Consider the following 16812-nt stretch of genomic DNA (forward strand, 5'->3'; position numbering starts at 1 on the left):
ATGAAAAAAATTGAAGCCATTATCAAACCGTTCAAACTGGATGATGTACGTGAAGCATTGTCCGATATCGGAGTCACTGGCATGACAGTTTCCGAAGTTAAAGGTTTTGGCAGACAAAAAGGCCATACCGAACTTTATCGTGGTGCTGAGTATGTTGTGGATTTTTTACCTAAAGTAAAAATGGAAATTGTATTGGCAGATGATCAGGTGGATGCCTGTATTGAAGCAATTACCAAAGCCGCGCATACCGGACGAATTGGCGATGGCAAGATTTTCGTTTCACCATTGGAGCGAGCCATTCGCATCCGTACTGGTGAAGATGGCGAAGCCGCTATTTAAACAACTAATTTCAGAGACGACGCTGTTACTCTACCAGCGTCGTCTTACGTACCTCTGCTACCCCTGGATGTCCCGGGTAGTTTGCTTCCAAAACGCGTAAAGCATCTTCTGATAAATCATTTAGCTCCAGGATCTTATAGGCTTTTGCCATTACCACCAGAGCATCTGGCATGGCCGGAGTACGTGGATAATTCTCAATAACATACTTAGCGCGATTGGCCGCTGCGAGATAGGAAGCTCGGCGCATGTAATAACTTGCCACGTGCAATTCATGCTGGGCAAGGCGATTTCGTAGATACACTACACGTTGAGCTGCATCATCACTGTAGCGACTAGTGGGAAAGCGGTTGACCAGCGTGGTGAAATCACGCAGCGCCTGCAATGCTGATCCAGGATCCCGTTGAGTCTCATCACGTGGAATATATTTTTCCAGGATCCCCATATCACGGTTAAAGTTAATCAGACCTCGCAGATACATTGCATAATCAATGTTTTCGTTAAGCGGATACACTCGCATAAAGCGGTCCAGAGTGGCGATAGCCGTTTCAGGCTCGTCTGTTTTGTAATAAGCATAAGCAGAATCCAGTAAGGCTTGCTGCGCATACTCACCAAACGGGAAGCGTGCTTCAAGTTGTTCGTAATATTCGATTGCCGTGCGGTAATCATTAATATTCAGGGCTGCTTTAGCTTCGGCATAAACGCGCTCTATAGTCCAGCTTTCTTCAGCAACCACCGGGTCTCTACCTGAAAAGAAGGAGCACGCGGTAAGTGTGAATAACAGGAACAACGGCAGAATGTATTTCATCATGGGCTTCTATCTGTATAAAACAAAAAATTCACAGCCTGCGATTGTAGACTGTTTAAGCGGGCAAATCATCACTAGGGTCTGTTAATCTTTCATAACCACCACTGCTGGTGGCAATTTTTTTGTCCAACAAGGCGGTAATGATACGACGTAGTCATTCTACATAAGTTATTACCAACGCCGTAGGGCGGAAAAATAGCCCCAGCCCTACGGGTTGCGGCTGAAAATGCACCACTCTTCGTGGCCTACATGGATGTAGGTCAGGGGCGTAAGCAGGATGCGGAAGCTTTGCTCGTCATTTATTTAGAGTGACTAAACTTCACTCCTCGCGTCTTGATTGGTGCATTCTCAGTCACAACAGAGGCGGTTATGAAAGATAAACAGACCCTGAGCTTGTTAATCTTTCATAACCACCACTGCTGGAGACTTTTTATTCGTCAAGCAAGACCCAGTAGTAACAGTTTTCGCGGAACATTGTACAATAGCCGCTGTTTATTCACTCTTAACTCTATAGGTTTTTAATGATTAGTCGTTTATTTATCGGTTTGGCGAGCGGTTTATTGATGCTGCCAGTCGGTGCTACAACGTTTGAATTAGCTGATGAAGAAGCGCGTGTCATTGGACACAACCTTATTGTCTACAGCCGGCATGAAGATACGTTACTGGATATTGGTCGTAAATTTGATTTGGGCTATACCGATATGGTGGAAGCAAATCCAAATCTGGACCCGTGGTTACCCGGTGATAATCAACCGGTATTAATCCCCAACCGTTTTATTATTCCTGACGCGCCGAGAAAAGGTGTGGTAATTAATATCCCGGAGATGCGCTTATATTATTTTTTGCCAAAACAAGGTGATCAATTACAAAGAGTAGTGACGCATCCCATCGGCATTGGTCGTGAGGGTCGCGATACACCATTAGGGAAGTTATCGATTATTCAAAAACGCGAGAACCCATCATGGACGCCTCCGGAGTCCGTTCGTAAGGAACATGCTGCGCAAGGCGATATCCTGCCTGCTGTTGTACCGCCAGGTCCTGATAATCCCCTTGGCACACGAGCTATGAGACTATCTAACCCCAGTTATCTGATTCACGGTACAGCCAAGCCATATGGTGTTGGTTTACGGGTGAGCAGTGGTTGTATTCGTTTATATCCTGAAGATATTGAACATCTGTATAGCCTGGTCTCTTTAAATACCCAAGTGAATATTCTGCATCAACCTTATAAGGCTGCCGTAGCGAATGGAAAGCTGTTTTTGGAAGCGCAGAAGCCCATACCTGAAATGTATGATGGTGTGAGCGGGAATATGACACCGATGGTGATGGCCGTTTTGGATGCTCAGGATTCAGTATTGTCAGAGCAGGACTGGCCATTTGCTGAAGAGATTGTGATGACCTCAGATGGTGTGGTTAAACAACTCAATCAGCAGGAAGAAAAGATCGTTGATAATGTCTGGTTTGTTCACGGCGGCTTAAAGCTGGAAACCGGAGCAAAAATGCGAAAGGCATTAGAAGCTTTGAATATGCAGGACAAATTCTGGCCGTTGCAAAATAAGGCTGTAGATGAAGTAGTGGTGGGCCCATTTGACACGTTGGAAGCCGCGCGTGAAGCGGCAGATAAAATTTCGGCTGCGGCAGGTATTCCTGTTTGGCCAGCGCATTTATCGGAAGAAATGTTTTAGGGCTTGTTTATCTTTCAGATCCACCACTGCTGGCGGCTAGTTTTCCGCCCTGCGGGTTGTGACTGAAAGAGCGCCACTATGCGTGGCCTACATGGATGTAGGTCAGGGGCGTTAGCACAGGATGCGGAAGCTTTGCTCGTCACTTATTTAGGATAACTACAAAAACGTCAGGACAAGCAATGTTCCAGACATTGCTATTGCATACACTCCATCCATGGAGATAAACGTTTTTGAGCGCAGGCCCCTTCGGGGTGAGATACATGGATGTATCTCACGAAAGGCGCTCTTCGTGCCTTGATTGGCGTTTTTTCAACTCACAACCCCTAGCATTACAAACTGCACAACCAAAAAAGCCGGGATAAATCCCGGCTTTTCTGTTTTTAAGCTTTGAAAAATAATTGTTTAGATTATTTGCTCATTGCTTTTTCAAACATACGATCGATTTTTGCACAGCAAGCATCAACTTGTGCTTGTGCATCTTCAGCCGCTTTTTGTGCATTCATTGCAGCCAATTCAGCGTCAGAAGCTGTACGTTGTGCAGTATCAGCAGTACTTTGCGCGTTGCGAGCTGCAACTAAAGCAGAATCAGCTGTTGATTGTGCAGACTCTACTGAACCTTTTAATGCTTCCATTTCAGCAGTATTTGCACATGCAGTCAGTAATGCCAACGGCAGGATAACGGCGCTCAGTTTAGCTAATGATTTCATTTGTATCTCCTTAAAGTGTTCTAGGGTTGGTAGCATTTCCATTTCGTTTGTAAATGCAAGCCTGTTAAAAGGCTAGCAGGAAATATTTATGCTGTCTATTGCCACAAATTTAAACTGCGAACCGATGGCGATAGTTGGTATAATTATGCTCTCTTTTTTTAGACTGGAATAGTATCTTGCTATTTCTGTCGCATTCTTTTTTTTGCTCTGGAAAAATTTGTTCTATGCATCCGATGCTTAATATAGCCGTACGTGCGGCTCGTCAGGCAGGTAGCCTGATTATGCGCTCTTTACAACACGTCGATCATTTGGAAATTACCGCTAAAGGTTTGAATGATTTTGTCACTGATGTTGACCGCCTTGCGGAACAGGAAATCATTAATACAATTAAAAAGTCCTATCCCGAACACGCAATTATGGCCGAAGAGTCAGGTGAAACAGGACAAAATGATGTTGTCTGGATCATCGATCCGCTGGATGGCACAACAAATTATCTGCATGGTTTTCCGCATTACTGCGTATCAATTGGTGTCATGGTTAAAGGCCGTATTGATCATGCAGTGGTATTTGATCCGATGCGCGATGAACTGTTTACTGCCAGCCGCGGTGAAGGCGCCAAACTGAATGACCGTCGTCTGCGCGTCAGTAAACGTAAAGATCTCAACGGGGCATTGATTGCTACCGGCTTTCCTTTCAAATATCCGCAACATATTGATGCTTATATGCAAATGTTTGCCGCGGTTTTTCCTAAAGTAGCGGATATTCGCCGTGCCGGTTCAGCAGCACTGGATCTGGCATATGTTGCAGCCGGACGAGTCGATGGTTATTGGGAAATCGGCTTGGAAAACTGGGATTTGGCCGCCGGTAAACTGTTGGTTGAAGAAGCGGGGGGTTCGGTAACGAACTTCACCGGCGGTGACAAGGTTTTAGATAAAGGGCACGTTGTTGCGGGCAATTTATCACTCCATGCTCATCTGCAAAAAAGTATTGCCCCGTTTGTGGTGGATAATCTGAAGTGATTGTGGTCCCCAACGGGACATTTTTTAACAGCGCATGCCAGCCATGCCTTAATGAACTGATTTTATGAGTAATAATTCTAGAGATATAAACAAACTACGTAACATAGCCATCATCGCGCACGTTGACCATGGTAAAACAACCCTGGTCGATCAGTTGCTGCGTCAGTCCGGTACCTTCAGTGAACATGAAGAGTTACAGGAAAGGGTAATGGACTCCAATGATTTGGAACGTGAGCGTGGTATTACCATCCTTTCCAAAAATACAGCGATCCGCTGGAATGACTACCGCATCAATATTGTGGATACACCAGGCCATGCCGATTTTGGTGGCGAAGTTGAACGTGTTTTGTCGATGGTTGATTCAGTGTTGTTGTTGGTTGACTCTTCAGAAGGTCCGATGCCGCAAACGCGTTTTGTCACACAAAAAGCGTTGGCTTTAGGTCTTAAACCGATCGTCGTCATCAATAAGATTGATAAACCAAGTGCTCGTCCAGGTTGGGTTTTGGATCAAACATTTGATCTGTTCGCCAATCTAGACGCCACCGATGAACAATTGGATTTTGATGTCATTTACGCCTCTGGATTGAACGGTTTTGCCGGTATGGAAGATACGGTTCGTGAGGGTGATATGACGCCTTTATTCCAACTGGTTGTGGATAGAGTGAGTCCTCCTGCGGTTGACCCTGAAGGTCCTTTCCGTATGCAGGTAACTTCACTTGATTACAATAGTTATGTTGGTGTTATCGGTATCGGCCGTATTGAGCGCGGTAAAGTGAAAACCAATATGCCGGTTACCGTAGTTGATCCGCAAGGCAAAAAACGCAATGGTCGCGTTATGCAGGTTATGGGATTTATGGGACTACGCCGTGAGGAAGTAGAAGAAGCACATGCCGGCGACATTATTGCGTTTACCGGTCTGGACCCACTGAATATTTCTGATACGTTATGTGACCCTAGTGCTGTTGAAGCATTACCACCGTTAAGTGTTGACGAACCTACCGTCACCATGACCTTTCAGGTCAACAATTCCCCGTTTGCCGGTAAAGAAGGCAAGTTTGTTACTACCCGACAAATCCGTGAACGTCTGGATCGCGAGTTAATCCATAATGTGGCATTAAAAGTCGAACAGTTGGTGGAAGATCCGGATAAATTCCGTGTTTCCGGTCGTGGTGAATTACATCTTTCCGTATTGATTGAAAACATGCGTCGCGAAGGTTTTGAGATGGGTGTTTCACGTCCTGAAGTGATTATTCGTGAAGTGAATGGCACCAAAGAAGAACCATACGAAGCGGTAACCATTGATGTTGAAGATACACATCAGGGTACAGTGATGGAAAAAATGGGTACTCGTGGCGGCGAGTTGAAAGATATGGCACCTGATGGCAAAGGTCGTGTCCGTCTCGACTTTATTATTCCATCACGTGGTTTGATTGGTTTTCGTACTGAATTTTTGACTGCTACCCAGGGTACAGGGTTAATTTACAGCGTATTTGATCATTATGCTCCAGTGAAACCGGGCACCTTTGGCAAACGCCAGAATGGCGTGTTAATTGCCAATGGTGTTGGTAAAGCCGTTGCTTTTGCTATCTTTAACCTCCAGGAGCGTGGCCGTATGTTTGTTGGCCATGGTGATGAAGTTTATGAAGGTATGGTTATCGGTATTCATTCACGTGATAACGATTTGGTGGTTAATGCCCTGAAAGGTAAACAGCTAACTAATGTTCGTGCTTCTGGTACGGATGAAGCAATTGCTCTGGTTCCGCCAATTCGTATGAGTTTGGAACAGGCGCTGGAATTTATCGGTGAAGATGAATTGCTGGAAGTCACGCCTAAATCTATCAGAGTACGGAAAAAACTTCTGCTGGAGCATGAGCGTAAACGCGCTTCACGCGGCTAGTTCTATCGTTAACTGATCAAGAAAGGGTATCCTATATCGGATGCCCTTTTTTTTTGAGGTAAAACATGCGAATTTTAATCCTGCTGGCGATAGGCCTGTTGTTATATCTAATCTTTCGGAATTTATACCGGCGGATAAAAAGTGAAAAACAAATCGAACAAGCTGAGAAAATGGTGCGCTGTGAACAATGTGGTTTGCATTTACTGGAACAGGAAGCCATTCAGAAAAATCAGCATTTTTTTTGTACTACAGAGCATCTTGAGGCTTATCAGCAACAAAAATAATGGCTGGAGAATACTTTACCACCAGTAAATCAGAGCAGGATCAGGCTTCCTGGCGTGCTCTGACATTATTTTCCGGCTACCGCCTATTTCTCGCAGCGATTCTGTTTGTTGTTTTTTATCTGGAGTTAGCCCCAGAGTTCATCGGTAATAAATATCCCTTATTACATCACTTTGTCAGCCTCAGTTATCTGATGGTCGCTGTATTGCTGATGATATTTTCCAGTCGACACTGGGGGGTATTTGTCACGCAATGCAGCATTCAGCTGATTATAGATATCATCGCGCTGGCATTAATTATTCATGCTGCTGGCGGCTTACAAAGTGGATTGGGTGCATTGCTGGTTGTAGTAGTGGTTGCCGGTGGTGCTTTAATCCCAGGCCGATTGGCTGTATTTATTGCTGCCATAGCCACATTATCGGTTTTGCTTGAAGCCGTTTATGCGGAGTTCATTGGAATGGGGCAAAGCCATTTTGCCCAAGCCGGAATGTTGGGGGCGATATTTTTTATTACCGCCGTTTTAGCGCAGTTACTTTCCCGAACCATGCAACGCTCACAATTGCTGGCAGAACAGCAGGCTCAGGATCTGAATAAACTGGCGAGCCTGAATCAGCACATTATCAGTCGCATGCAGGTCGCTGTATTAGTGTTGGATGAGCAAGGCAGGGTTTCACTTTGTAATCAGTCGGCCTCGCAGTTTATGGGAATCGAAAACGTCCCTTCACAATTTTTACTCAAACAGTATATTCCTGAGTTGGCTGAACAAATCTGGCGCTGGAAACAACATCTACCCGATCCATTTGAACCTTTTCATGCCCGAGCTGATTTACCTGAACTACTGGCCCGTGCAACCCAGTTGGATTCAGGTGAAGTTCTAGTATTTATTGAAAATACCACGGCAATGGCACAACAGGCGCAACAATTAAAATTAGCCTCCTTAGGTCGTTTAACAGCCAGTATTGCCCACGAAATACGCAATCCCTTAAGTGCTATCAGTCATGCCAGTGAGTTGTTGGCTGAATCCTTGCGCGATGATGATTCTGTCAGCAAGCTGACCGGGATTATTCAACGACATAGTGTTCGGATGAACAATATCATTGAAACCATTCTGGAAATGAGCCGACGCAAAAATGTCGAGCCAACGGTGGTGGTATTAAGCCCCTGGCTGGAAAAGCTGGTGGATGAATATTGTGAAATTAAACACATCCCGCCTCAGCAAATAGTACTGACCTCATCAGCACCGTTGGCCCGCATCTGTACCGATGAAGAACAATTGCACCAGGTAATATGGAATTTGATTGATAATGCATGGCACTATGCGGATAAAGAACAGGAAATGCCCATTGAAATCCGTATTACTCTGCAATCCGAAAATATTCATATCGATGTGATTGATAACGGTGCAGGCGTAAGTCCTCAAGCCATGGAACATCTGTTTGAACCATTTCATTCGGAACGCACAGGTGGCACCGGGTTAGGGTTGTATCTGGCTCGTGAGCTATGTCAGGCCAATGGTGCAAGGTTAAGCTACCTGCCGGAGTTTGGCAGCTGTTTCAGAATTAGTTTTCCACTGCAAAGACAAGAGTTTATCCAATGAACCCACAAGCATTGATTGTCGATGATGAGCCGGACATTCTCGATTTACTGTCCATGACACTGTCAGGCATGTCGATAGACTGTGTTACTGCAGAGAGCATTGCTGAAGCGGAAAGACTTCTGGCTCAGCAATCGTTTGATTTATGTTTTACCGATATGCGATTACCTGATGGTGATGGCTTAGAGCTAGTAAAAAAAATACAGGTCAGTTATCCGGAATTACCTATCGCGGTGATTACTGCCTATGGCAATATGGATTTAGCGGTCTCTGCATTAAAATCCGGCGCCTTTGATTTTGTCTCTAAGCCATTGAAACTGCAGGTTTTACGTGAGCTTGTGGATGCAGCTTTGAAATTGTCACCCAATCGGCCACATAAAAATGACCGGCGTTCACGTGATCGTTTATTGGGTGAAACCGAATTGATGCGTGAATTACGGGGCAAGGTCGCTAAACTGGCCCGTAGTCAGGCCCCGGTTTATATCAGTGGTGAATCAGGGACAGGCAAGGAGTTGGTTGCCCGATTGATTCATGATCTCGGCGCACGGTCGGATAAAGCGTTTGTGCCGGTAAACTGTGGGGCGATACCCAATGAATTGGTAGAGAGCGAGTTTTTCGGTCACAAAAAAGGCGCCTTTACCGGCGCAGTTGCCGATAAACAGGGATTATTCCAGCATGCTCATGGTGGCACGTTATTTCTGGATGAAGTTGCCGATTTACCCTTGATGATGCAGGTAAAACTGTTACGGGCAATACAGGAAAAAGCTATTCGCCAGGTGGGGGGGAATGAAGAGATAAATGTGGATGTCCGAATCTTATCGGCAACACATAAAAACCTGGCAGAGTGTGTCGATAATGGCACCTTCCGGCAGGATTTATTTTACCGGTTGAATGTAATTGAATTGCAGGTGCCGCCATTACGTGAGCGCAAAGCCGATATCCCCATTCTGGCAGAGCATATTCTGCTGAAACTGGCAGGTAAAACCCATTCGGACGTCATAACATTAACTGCTGAAGCCCTTGCTTCATTAGAACAATATCCTTTTCCGGGCAATGTACGTGAACTGGAAAACACGCTTGAGCGTGCGTTGACATGGGCTGAGGGAACGCAAATAACAGCAGAAGACCTGATGTTGCCAGTGACCAATCAGATAAATCATGCTGTTCCCCTGGTGTCAGAGCTATCAATGCCTGTGTTGAATCAGGATTTGGAAACCCATCTGGAAGAGCAGGAACGGGCCATCATTGAAAAAGCACTGAATGAGACCCGCTGGAATAAAACAGCTGCTGCCAAACGGCTTGGAATTACATTCCGGGCTTTACGTTACAAACTTAAAAAGCTGGACTTGGACTAAAAGATCAACAAGCCCTAAACGTAAGCATGCACCGATTCAATCGCAGTGCCATCACTCAAATACAAATCCTGATTGGCTCCATCAAGCTTTAAACTGAGCTGCAGAAACAGCTGGTTTTCATCACCGTGAATAGCATTAACAACATGGCCAATCACGGCCTTTTCCTTATCCACAATGGTCTCACCAATTTCAGGCAGGATATCTGTTTTGGCTATGGCCTGAAACAAACGACGTTTGGGTTCACCAAGATAATGCAAACGCGCGACAACTTCCTGTCCGGGGTAACAGCCTTTACGGAAACTCACACCACCTATTAAATCCAGATTGAGTTGTTGTGCGGTAAACAGCTCACGACTTGACGGAAAAATGACCGGAATCCCACTTTCAATCTCTGTGATAAACCAACTGGCTTCTGCAGCAAGCTGCCAGCCTTTGCTCATCAGATCTTCCAAATCAGAAGTCATCTGGTCAGTGGAGGCGATCAGCAAAGCACGGGATTGTGAAGGTAGAGGGATTGCCGAAGTCGATGGATCGTTACCTTGCAGCCCACATACCTGTAGAGTTTCGCTGCAGTCTGCAATCTCAACTTTGCTTCTCAATTTGAACATTTGCAGCCGCTGTGCCAGGAAAGCACACTGGCTCTGAGGTAATACCAGCTGATACCCACTCTCTGTTTTAACCAGCAGAAAAAGCGCCAGCAAACGACCTTTTGGGTTACACATAGCCGTAATCTGCGAAGCTTGTTGTTCCAGTTGCTTGACATCATTGGTCAGGAGATTTTGCAAAAAGTTGGCAGCTTCTTCACCCGTTACTGTTATTACGCCATAACTCGGTAATGGAATCAGGTAATGGTTTTCATCATTTCTGGTTGCCAATGGAGCTGATGCCTGTTGTTGCAAAATGGATTGATAGTCAGCGGTCATGAATTTACTCTTTAGCTTAAAGGATTAGTACCGTGCAATTGTAACAGGCCCTCAGTTTGGGAGAACAAGGATGAAGGAGCAGAAAAAAGGATTTTATCTCCCATTAGGGAGATCACGACTTTTACTGATTTACAGCCTGCTTGCACATATGCTGGCAGTGATAAGTATAGTTTTATTAACTGTTATACCAGTCGTTAAAATAGTATTTATTACAGGGGTTTTTATATGTCAGTTTTTGCATATCCGTCGGTTGGGTTTTCTCCGGGAATACAGGAAACGGCCTGTCACACTGATAAACACTATGAATGAATATTGGCAGATAGGGTATGCCGACAGTTCAAAAACAGCGGATTTATTACTCGAATCTGCGTGGGTCAACCGGTTCGCCGTCATTATCCATTTCAAATCATTGAACAAAAAACGTCTTTCACTTCTTATCCCGAGCGATTCGGTTGATCAGGAACATTTTCGACAATTACGCGTGCGGCTCAGATTGGCTTTTTTCCAGCAATAATACTGTTACTGGCGGTTTTATCCGATGTCTCCGGATAATCAAGCGTGTAATGCAGACCACGACTTTCTTTACGCTGTATCGCTGATTCGATGATCAATTCCGCTACATCAGCCAGGTTACGCAATTCCAGCAAATCATTACTGATATGGTGCTGACTGTAAAACTCATCAATTTCCTGTTGCAACAGGTACAAACGCTGGCGGGCGCGATTAAGTCGCTGAGTACTGCGAACAATGCCTACGTAATCCCACATAAAGCGACGTAATTCATCCCAGTTATGACTTATCGCAACAGCTTCCTTGGCTGGGTGCACACGGCTTTCGTCCCAATGCGGAATATTATCAGGCAAAGTAATTTTGGGTCGATTCAATATATCGCGTGCTGCCGCATCGGCAAATACCAGGCATTCCAGTAATGAATTACTGGCCATTCGATTGGCACCATGCAAACCCGTATGAGCGGTTTCGCCAATCGCATACAGGCCGTCAATGTCCGTTCTTCCTCGCATATCTGTCATAACACCGCCACAGGTATAATGAGCTGCAGGGACTACCGGAATGGGTTCCTTCGCCATATCCACACCGAATTGCAGGCAGCGTTTATAGATAGTAGGAAAATGCGTGGTAATAAATTCTTTGGACTGATGACTGATATCGAGATAAACGCAATCCTGGCCGAGACGTTTCATTTCATGATCAATTGCGCGCGCCACAATATCCCTTGGGGCCAGTTCAGCCTGAGGGTGAAATGCCGGCATAAACCGTGTGCCATCTGCTAACTTCAATGTGGCACCTTCACCGCGCAACGCTTCAGAAATTAGAAAAGATTTGGCTTTGGGATGAAATAAGCAGGTTGGGTGAAACTGAATAAATTCCATATTGGCAATTCGACAGCCGGCGCGCCAGCCCATGGCAATTCCGTCCCCGGTCGATACGTCTGGATTACTGGTGTATAAATACACTTTTCCGGCACCGCCAGTGGCGAGCACAGTGACTGGAGCCAAAAAGGTTTTGGGTTGATCCTTTTTGATATCCAGCACGTAACAACCCAGACAACTATTCTCTTCAGTGGCCAGGTGTTTGTGGGTCGTAATCAGATCGATACCGATATGATAAGGAAACAACGAAATATTCGGATGCGCTTTGGCTTTATCCAGCAGTGTTGTTTCCACCGCCCGACCGGTTGCATCAGCCGAATGAATAACCCTCCGATGACTGTGACCACCCTCCTGTGTCAGATGATATGTCTCGGTGGTCATATCATCACGGGTAAAAGAAACACCCTGTTCAATCAGCCACTCGACACTTTCTCGCGCATGTTCAACCGTAAAACGAACGACGTCCTCGTCGCATAATCCGCCGCCGGCGCGCAAAGTATCATCAATATGGGATTGCAAAGAATCGGCTTTATCGAGTACAACTGATATGCCGCCTTGAGCATAAAGTGAAGCACCTTCCTCAAGCTGGCTTTTGGATAGAACGGCAACACGGGCCTTGTCTGCCATCTTTAAAGCCAGGGTCAGACCTGCTGTTCCGCTGCCGATAATCAGCAGATCAAAATGATGAGTTGTCGTCATGGGTCCTGTTAAAGGTAGAATGCCAACAATTATTGTGCACTGATTGTGGAACAAAAATAAATGACATTGGTCAATCTAGCATTAAACAGAAATTGTCTCCGGCTTGTCGGAGTAGGCCGGATATATAAATGAACGTGGATCAGGAATTAGTTCAGCGGGTACAGGCGGGCGACAAAAAGGCGTTTGATCTGTTGATAATGAAGTACCAACAGCGAATCATACATGTGATAACCGGATTTGTGCATGACCCAGTTGAAGCAATGGATGTAGCGCAAGAAGCTTTTATTAAAGCTTATCGTGCGTTGCCGAACTTTCGCGGGGACAGTGCGTTCTATACGTGGCTTTATCGTATCGCTATCAATACCTCTAAAAATCATCTTACTGCCAGTTCGCGGCGACCACCAATGAGTGATGTCGATGCTATGGATGCAACAAATTATTACGATGCGCCCGAACTTAAGGAATTTGAGACCCCTGAAAACAGTCTCATGTGTGTAGAGTTGGAAGAGGCTATCCAGCAAGCAATTGAAGATTTGCCGGAAGATACCGCTACAGCTATCAAGTTGCGAGAATTTGAAGGTATGAGTTACGAAGAAATCGCGGAAGCGATGGACTGTCCGATCGGCACCGTCCGGTCAAGAATATTCAGGGCTAGGGAAGCTATCGATAAACAAGTTAAGTCAGTGATGGGTGAAGAGGAATAACAATGGCAATTAATCATCTCGAATTAGTGTCTGCTTTGGTTGATGGCCAGCTGACCGGTAGTGAACTCGAACAGGCGTTGGAATTAGTTAACAATGACAGCAGCGTCCGTGAAGCATTTATGCGATTTCAGCAGGCAAGCGATATCCTGCATGGATATACGCGAAGCATTACACAATCACCGTTAGAGCTAACAACGCGCATTTCTGCTGCGCTGGAAGCTGAACCGGTTTATTCAATTCCTACTCAAAATAAACCTACCGCAAAATTATTGCGTTTTCCAAAAAACTTCTGGAAACAGGCAACAGGTCTGGCAATGGCTGCATCCGTTGGAGCACTTGCTGTGGTCGGCGTTGTACAGCAGCAAACAGGATTCAACGGCGTGCCCGTAGCCAGTGTCGTGGCGAATGAATCACCAGCGACTATGGTTAGTCAATCTAATCGCTGGACTGTCGCCGAACCGGAAATTGAAGACAGACTTAATAATTATCTGGTGGATCATAATGAATATGTTGGCACATCAGGGATGTTTTCTTACGGTCGCGTCGTTTCTTATGGCACGGAGCAATAGGAATGTACCAGCGATTTCGTTTTTGCGTTGCGTTGCTGGTGTTGTTTGTTCCGGCAGTTCAGGCAGGATCCGCTTCGATTGAATTACTCGAGCGAATGAGCCAGGCAGCAAAGCAACTCAATTATGAAGGCGTTTTTGCCTATCAAAGCGGTAAAACTTTCCAGTCAGTGCGTATTTATCATCGTAATGATGATGGCAATGAATCTGAAAGACTGGTTTCACTGAATGGTTCAGCTCGTGAAGTCCTCCGTTCCAATGATACTGTTACCTGTATCAACCCGGATGGGAAGCAAGTTAACGTCAGTCAAAGACCTTTAGGCCGTGGATTTCCCAGTGATCTCCCTCGGCGATTGCGTTCAGCGACTCCCTTTTATGAATTAAAACTCGGTGGAGAAGACCGCATTGCGGGTAAATTAACGCAGCGACTTGATATCAAACCGGTTGATAATTATCGATATGGCTATCGACTGTGGATGGATAAAGAAACTGATTTATTACTCAAATCAGAATTAATCGGTGAAAATAATGAGGTGCTGGAAACCTTTGAATTTACGGATATTGAAACTGGAATTGAGATAGCAGATGCTGAGCTGGCGCCGCAGATGTCGGGCAACGAAATGATCTGGCATCGTACCGAGCCCGGTGAAATGACTACCCAGGATTTAGTCGCATTCTCCCATTGGCAGTCAAAATGGTTACCGGATGGTTTTACCCTTGTTGCCCATCAAAATCGTCTGCGAGCCAACAATGGTGCACATGTTGAGCAGCGGGTCTACAGTGATGGATTGAGTTCAGTATCGGTATTTATTGAAAAAATGCTTGCCCAACATAACCATTTTCATGGAGGGTCTCACATGGGAGCCGTAAATGCATTTGGTAGCGTGATACATTCGCATTTTGTGACAGTTGTAGGTGAAGTACCTGCTGTAACAGTCGAAAAAATTGGTGCAGCAATTGAATATGCTGGTCCATAACCAAGATGATTGAACAAAAAGCTACAGTTCTACGTACAGATGAATCAACTATCTGGTTGCAGGCCGAACGACAATCTACCTGTGATAAATGCCAGGTAAAAAAAGGATGTGGTACCGGTTTGCTAAGTGAACATGTAGGTAGGCGTTTTTCAACCATTGCCGTACCCAAGACGCAAGCCGTAGAGCCTGGTCAGCAAATGAATGTTTCTATTCCGGAAGAAGCGCTTTTGCACGGTGCTTTCATGATGTATCTGCTACCGATTTTATTTATGTTCGCGGGCGCAGTCATCAGTCGATTTATCTTTGCAAATGAATTGCTGGAAATTATTGGTGGATTGGCTGGTCTGATATTTGGCTTTTATTGGGTCAAAACTCGACTCAAAAATCAAAAAGTGGCCATTGAAACTCAAATCATAGAGGAAAAATAATGACGCAATACAAAACAACAGGCGCAATGGTAATGGCATTGCTGATGTGGTTAATGTTGAGTTCAGCCGTTCAGGCACGGGGGGGGTTACCCGAATTTACTGAATTGGTGGCTGAAAATGGCGATGCGGTCGTTAATATAAGTACCACAAGTAAGCCAAAAGAAATGGCCTCATCACAACAACTTCCACCAGGCATGGAAATGCCTGAAGGAACACCATTTGATGATTTTTTTAAACGTTTCTTTGGTGACCCTTCACAACCACGTGCCCCCCAACCAAACTCACTGGGGTCTGGTTTTGTTCTTTCTGAGGATGGATTTATTCTGACAAATCATCATGTCATTAAAGACGCTGATGAGATAATTGTTCGTTTCAGTGACCGTACTGAGCTGGTGGCAGAATTGTTAGGAAGCGACGAACGCAGTGATGTTGCTTTATTGAAAGTTGATGCCGAAGGCATGGATCTGAAAGCCGTTAAGCTCGGCGATTCCAACGATTTACAAGTTGGCGAGTGGGTGTTGGCAATTGGTTCACCTTTTGGATTTGATTATTCGGCTACAGCAGGTATTGTCAGTGCGCTGGGGCGTAGCCTGCCAAGTGATAGCTATGTGCCATTTATTCAAACGGACGTGGCAATCAATCCGGGTAACTCTGGAGGGCCATTATTCAACCTGGATGGTGAGGTTGTTGGTATAAATTCACAAATTTACAGCCGCACCGGTGGTTTTATGGGGGTTTCATTCGCTATTCCGGTTGATACTGTGATGAATGTGGTCGAGCAGATTAAAGAGCAAGGTTATGTGAGTCGCGGCTGGTTAGGTGTTGTTATTCAGGATGTTACACGTGAATTGGCAGAATCCTTTGGGTTAAGCAAACCACGTGGTGCGTTAGTTTCCCGTGTTGTTGCGGGAAGTCCTGCTGAGAAAGCTGGATTTGAAGCGGGTGACGTGATTCTGAAATTTGATGATCGCATTGTGGATAGTTCATCGGATTTACCGCCAATTGTTGGTCGTACTGAAATCGGTAAAAACTCCACAGCCGAGATCATGCGTAATAACAAGAAAATGACGCTCTCGGTGGTCGTGGAAGAACTTCCTGAAGATGAGCAAGTTGCTAGTGGTGCAGCGCCTCGTACAGGTGAATTTTACAATAGTCGTCTAGCAATTGAAGTCACCGACCTGACAGCAGAGCAACGTGCTGAGTTAGGGCCCAATCAGTCTGGTGTTGAAGTCAGAAAAATTGAATCAGGTCCAGCGGCACTAGCCGGTATTGTTCCTGGAGACATATTGCTAAGCATAAACAATCAAAAGATTGTCGATGCAAAACAATTTATGGAGTTGGCTGAACAGTTGCCTACTAATAAAGCGATACCTGTACTCGTTCAGCGTTCTGGTGCTTCACAGTTCCTGGCGCTAAAAATTCCAGAATAGATTTTAATTAA

17 protein-coding genes are annotated in these 16812 nt (G+C 45.3%); 13 read left to right on the forward strand and 4 right to left on the reverse strand.

All coding sequences use genetic code 11. The features are described 5' to 3' along the window. A complete protein-coding gene (locus B4F66_RS09515) occupies window positions 1-339 on the forward strand; it encodes a P-II family nitrogen regulator (RefSeq protein ID WP_292355467.1) in 339 nt (112 codons plus the stop codon). A gap of 25 nt (window positions 340-364) precedes the next feature. On the opposite strand, the gene bamD is transcribed toward B4F66_RS09515, so the two are convergent. Continuing rightward, window positions 365-1147 (reverse strand): outer membrane protein assembly factor BamD, encoded by a 783-nt coding sequence (gene bamD, locus B4F66_RS09520; protein WP_292355469.1) that lies wholly within the window; start codon window positions 1145-1147, stop codon window positions 365-367. Between the two features lie 518 nt (window positions 1148-1665). On the opposite strand from bamD, the gene B4F66_RS09525 reads away from it, so the two are divergent. After that, window positions 1666-2829 (forward strand): L,D-transpeptidase family protein, encoded by a 1164-nt coding sequence (locus B4F66_RS09525; protein WP_292355471.1) that lies wholly within the window; start codon window positions 1666-1668, stop codon window positions 2827-2829. Window positions 2830-3236: 407 nt separating this feature from the next. On the opposite strand, the gene B4F66_RS09530 is transcribed toward B4F66_RS09525, so the two are convergent. After that, entirely contained in the window at window positions 3237-3536 is a 300-nt protein-coding gene (locus B4F66_RS09530) for an Lpp/OprI family alanine-zipper lipoprotein (protein WP_226073992.1), read from the reverse strand. A gap of 224 nt (window positions 3537-3760) precedes the next feature. On the opposite strand from B4F66_RS09530, the gene suhB reads away from it, so the two are divergent. From suhB to B4F66_RS09555, 5 genes are all read left to right on the forward strand, one after another. After that, on the forward strand, window positions 3761-4555 hold the full coding sequence (suhB, locus tag B4F66_RS09535; protein ID WP_292355475.1) for an inositol-1-monophosphatase: 795 nt from the start codon (window positions 3761-3763) through the stop codon (window positions 4553-4555). Window positions 4556-4619: 64 nt separating this feature from the next. Further along, window positions 4620-6452: a translational GTPase TypA gene (gene typA / locus B4F66_RS09540; RefSeq protein ID WP_292355477.1), complete on the forward strand. Its 1833-nt coding sequence runs from the start codon at window positions 4620-4622 to the stop codon at window positions 6450-6452. Window positions 6453-6517: 65 nt separating this feature from the next. Continuing rightward, window positions 6518-6736: a PP0621 family protein gene (locus B4F66_RS09545; RefSeq protein WP_292355479.1), complete on the forward strand. Its 219-nt coding sequence runs from the start codon at window positions 6518-6520 to the stop codon at window positions 6734-6736. Beyond that, window positions 6736-8331: a sensor histidine kinase gene (locus B4F66_RS09550; protein WP_292355481.1), complete on the forward strand. Its 1596-nt coding sequence runs from the start codon at window positions 6736-6738 to the stop codon at window positions 8329-8331. The genes B4F66_RS09545 and B4F66_RS09550 overlap by 1 nt, the downstream gene beginning before the upstream one ends. Next, a complete protein-coding gene (locus B4F66_RS09555) occupies window positions 8328-9683 on the forward strand; it encodes a sigma-54-dependent transcriptional regulator (protein WP_292355483.1) in 1356 nt (451 codons plus the stop codon). The genes B4F66_RS09550 and B4F66_RS09555 overlap by 4 nt, the downstream gene beginning before the upstream one ends. 14 nt (window positions 9684-9697) lie before the next feature. Here the strand turns inward: B4F66_RS09555 and ygfZ are convergent, their stop codons facing one another. Further along, entirely contained in the window at window positions 9698-10606 is a 909-nt protein-coding gene (gene ygfZ / locus B4F66_RS09560) for a CAF17-like 4Fe-4S cluster assembly/insertion protein YgfZ (RefSeq protein WP_292355485.1), read from the reverse strand. 148 nt (window positions 10607-10754) lie between these two features. Between ygfZ and B4F66_RS14395 the strand changes: the two genes are divergently transcribed. Continuing rightward, window positions 10755-11120, forward strand: a complete 366-nt coding sequence (locus B4F66_RS14395) for a protein YgfX (protein ID WP_366652738.1) — start codon at window positions 10755-10757, stop codon at window positions 11118-11120. Here the strand turns inward: B4F66_RS14395 and nadB are convergent. Then, a complete protein-coding gene (nadB, locus tag B4F66_RS09565) occupies window positions 11095-12696 on the reverse strand; it encodes an L-aspartate oxidase (protein ID WP_292355487.1) in 1602 nt (533 codons plus the stop codon). The two genes, B4F66_RS14395 and nadB, sit on opposite strands and share 26 nt — an antisense overlap. A gap of 128 nt (window positions 12697-12824) precedes the next feature. Here nadB and rpoE point away from each other — a divergent pair, with 128 nt between their 5' ends. Genes rpoE through B4F66_RS09590 form a run of 5 tightly spaced genes read left to right on the forward strand, consistent with a single transcriptional unit; the run spans window position 12825 to window position 16801 of the window. Further along, entirely contained in the window at window positions 12825-13400 is a 576-nt protein-coding gene (gene rpoE, locus B4F66_RS09570; protein ID WP_292355489.1) for an RNA polymerase sigma factor RpoE, read from the forward strand. A 2-nt stretch (window positions 13401-13402) separates the two neighbouring features. Then, window positions 13403-13969, forward strand: a complete 567-nt coding sequence (locus B4F66_RS09575) for a sigma-E factor negative regulatory protein (protein ID WP_292355491.1) — start codon at window positions 13403-13405, stop codon at window positions 13967-13969. Window positions 13970-13971: 2 nt separating this feature from the next. Then, window positions 13972-14943, forward strand: coding sequence for a MucB/RseB family sigma factor regulatory protein (locus B4F66_RS09580; RefSeq protein ID WP_292355493.1), 972 nt, complete (start codon window positions 13972-13974; stop codon window positions 14941-14943). Window positions 14944-14948: 5 nt separating this feature from the next. Further along, entirely contained in the window at window positions 14949-15371 is a 423-nt protein-coding gene (locus B4F66_RS09585) for a SoxR reducing system RseC family protein (RefSeq protein WP_292355496.1), read from the forward strand. Further along, complete coding sequence (locus B4F66_RS09590; RefSeq protein ID WP_292355498.1) at window positions 15371-16801, forward strand: DegQ family serine endoprotease; 1431 nt, start codon at window positions 15371-15373, stop codon at window positions 16799-16801. The genes B4F66_RS09585 and B4F66_RS09590 overlap by 1 nt, the downstream gene beginning before the upstream one ends. Window positions 16802-16812: the final 11 nt, after the last annotated feature.

It is taken from the genome of Methylophaga sp. UBA3603 (assembly GCF_002375335.1).
In the GTDB taxonomy this organism is placed as follows: domain Bacteria; phylum Pseudomonadota; class Gammaproteobacteria; order Nitrosococcales; family Methylophagaceae; genus Methylophaga.

Bases quoted from the DNA above. Each gene is read 5' to 3' on its own strand.
- B4F66_RS09530 (WP_226073992.1), bottom strand. From the start codon at position 3,536: ATGAAATCATTAGCTAAACTGAGCGCCGTTATCCTGCCGTTGGCATTA.
- B4F66_RS09515 (WP_292355467.1), top strand. From the start codon at position 1: ATGAAAAAAATTGAAGCCATTATCAAACCGTTCAAACTGGATGATGTA.
- suhB (WP_292355475.1), top strand. From the start codon at position 3,761: ATGCATCCGATGCTTAATATAGCCGTACGTGCGGCTCGTCAGGCAGGT.
- B4F66_RS09575 (WP_292355491.1), top strand. From the start codon at position 13,403: ATGGCAATTAATCATCTCGAATTAGTGTCTGCTTTGGTTGATGGCCAG.
- B4F66_RS09550 (WP_292355481.1), top strand. From the start codon at position 6,736: ATGGCTGGAGAATACTTTACCACCAGTAAATCAGAGCAGGATCAGGCT.
- B4F66_RS09580 (WP_292355493.1), top strand. From the start codon at position 13,972: ATGTACCAGCGATTTCGTTTTTGCGTTGCGTTGCTGGTGTTGTTTGTT.
- typA (WP_292355477.1), top strand. From the start codon at position 4,620: ATGAGTAATAATTCTAGAGATATAAACAAACTACGTAACATAGCCATC.
- B4F66_RS09555 (WP_292355483.1), top strand. From the start codon at position 8,328: ATGAACCCACAAGCATTGATTGTCGATGATGAGCCGGACATTCTCGAT.
- B4F66_RS09585 (WP_292355496.1), top strand. From the start codon at position 14,949: ATGATTGAACAAAAAGCTACAGTTCTACGTACAGATGAATCAACTATC.
- nadB (WP_292355487.1), bottom strand. From the start codon at position 12,696: ATGACGACAACTCATCATTTTGATCTGCTGATTATCGGCAGCGGAACA.
- bamD (WP_292355469.1), bottom strand. From the start codon at position 1,147: ATGATGAAATACATTCTGCCGTTGTTCCTGTTATTCACACTTACCGCG.
- rpoE (WP_292355489.1), top strand. From the start codon at position 12,825: ATGAACGTGGATCAGGAATTAGTTCAGCGGGTACAGGCGGGCGACAAA.
- B4F66_RS09590 (WP_292355498.1), top strand. From the start codon at position 15,371: ATGACGCAATACAAAACAACAGGCGCAATGGTAATGGCATTGCTGATG.
- ygfZ (WP_292355485.1), bottom strand. From the start codon at position 10,606: ATGACCGCTGACTATCAATCCATTTTGCAACAACAGGCATCAGCTCCA.
- B4F66_RS14395 (WP_366652738.1), top strand. From the start codon at position 10,755: ATGCTGGCAGTGATAAGTATAGTTTTATTAACTGTTATACCAGTCGTT.
- B4F66_RS09545 (WP_292355479.1), top strand. From the start codon at position 6,518: ATGCGAATTTTAATCCTGCTGGCGATAGGCCTGTTGTTATATCTAATC.
- B4F66_RS09525 (WP_292355471.1), top strand. From the start codon at position 1,666: ATGATTAGTCGTTTATTTATCGGTTTGGCGAGCGGTTTATTGATGCTG.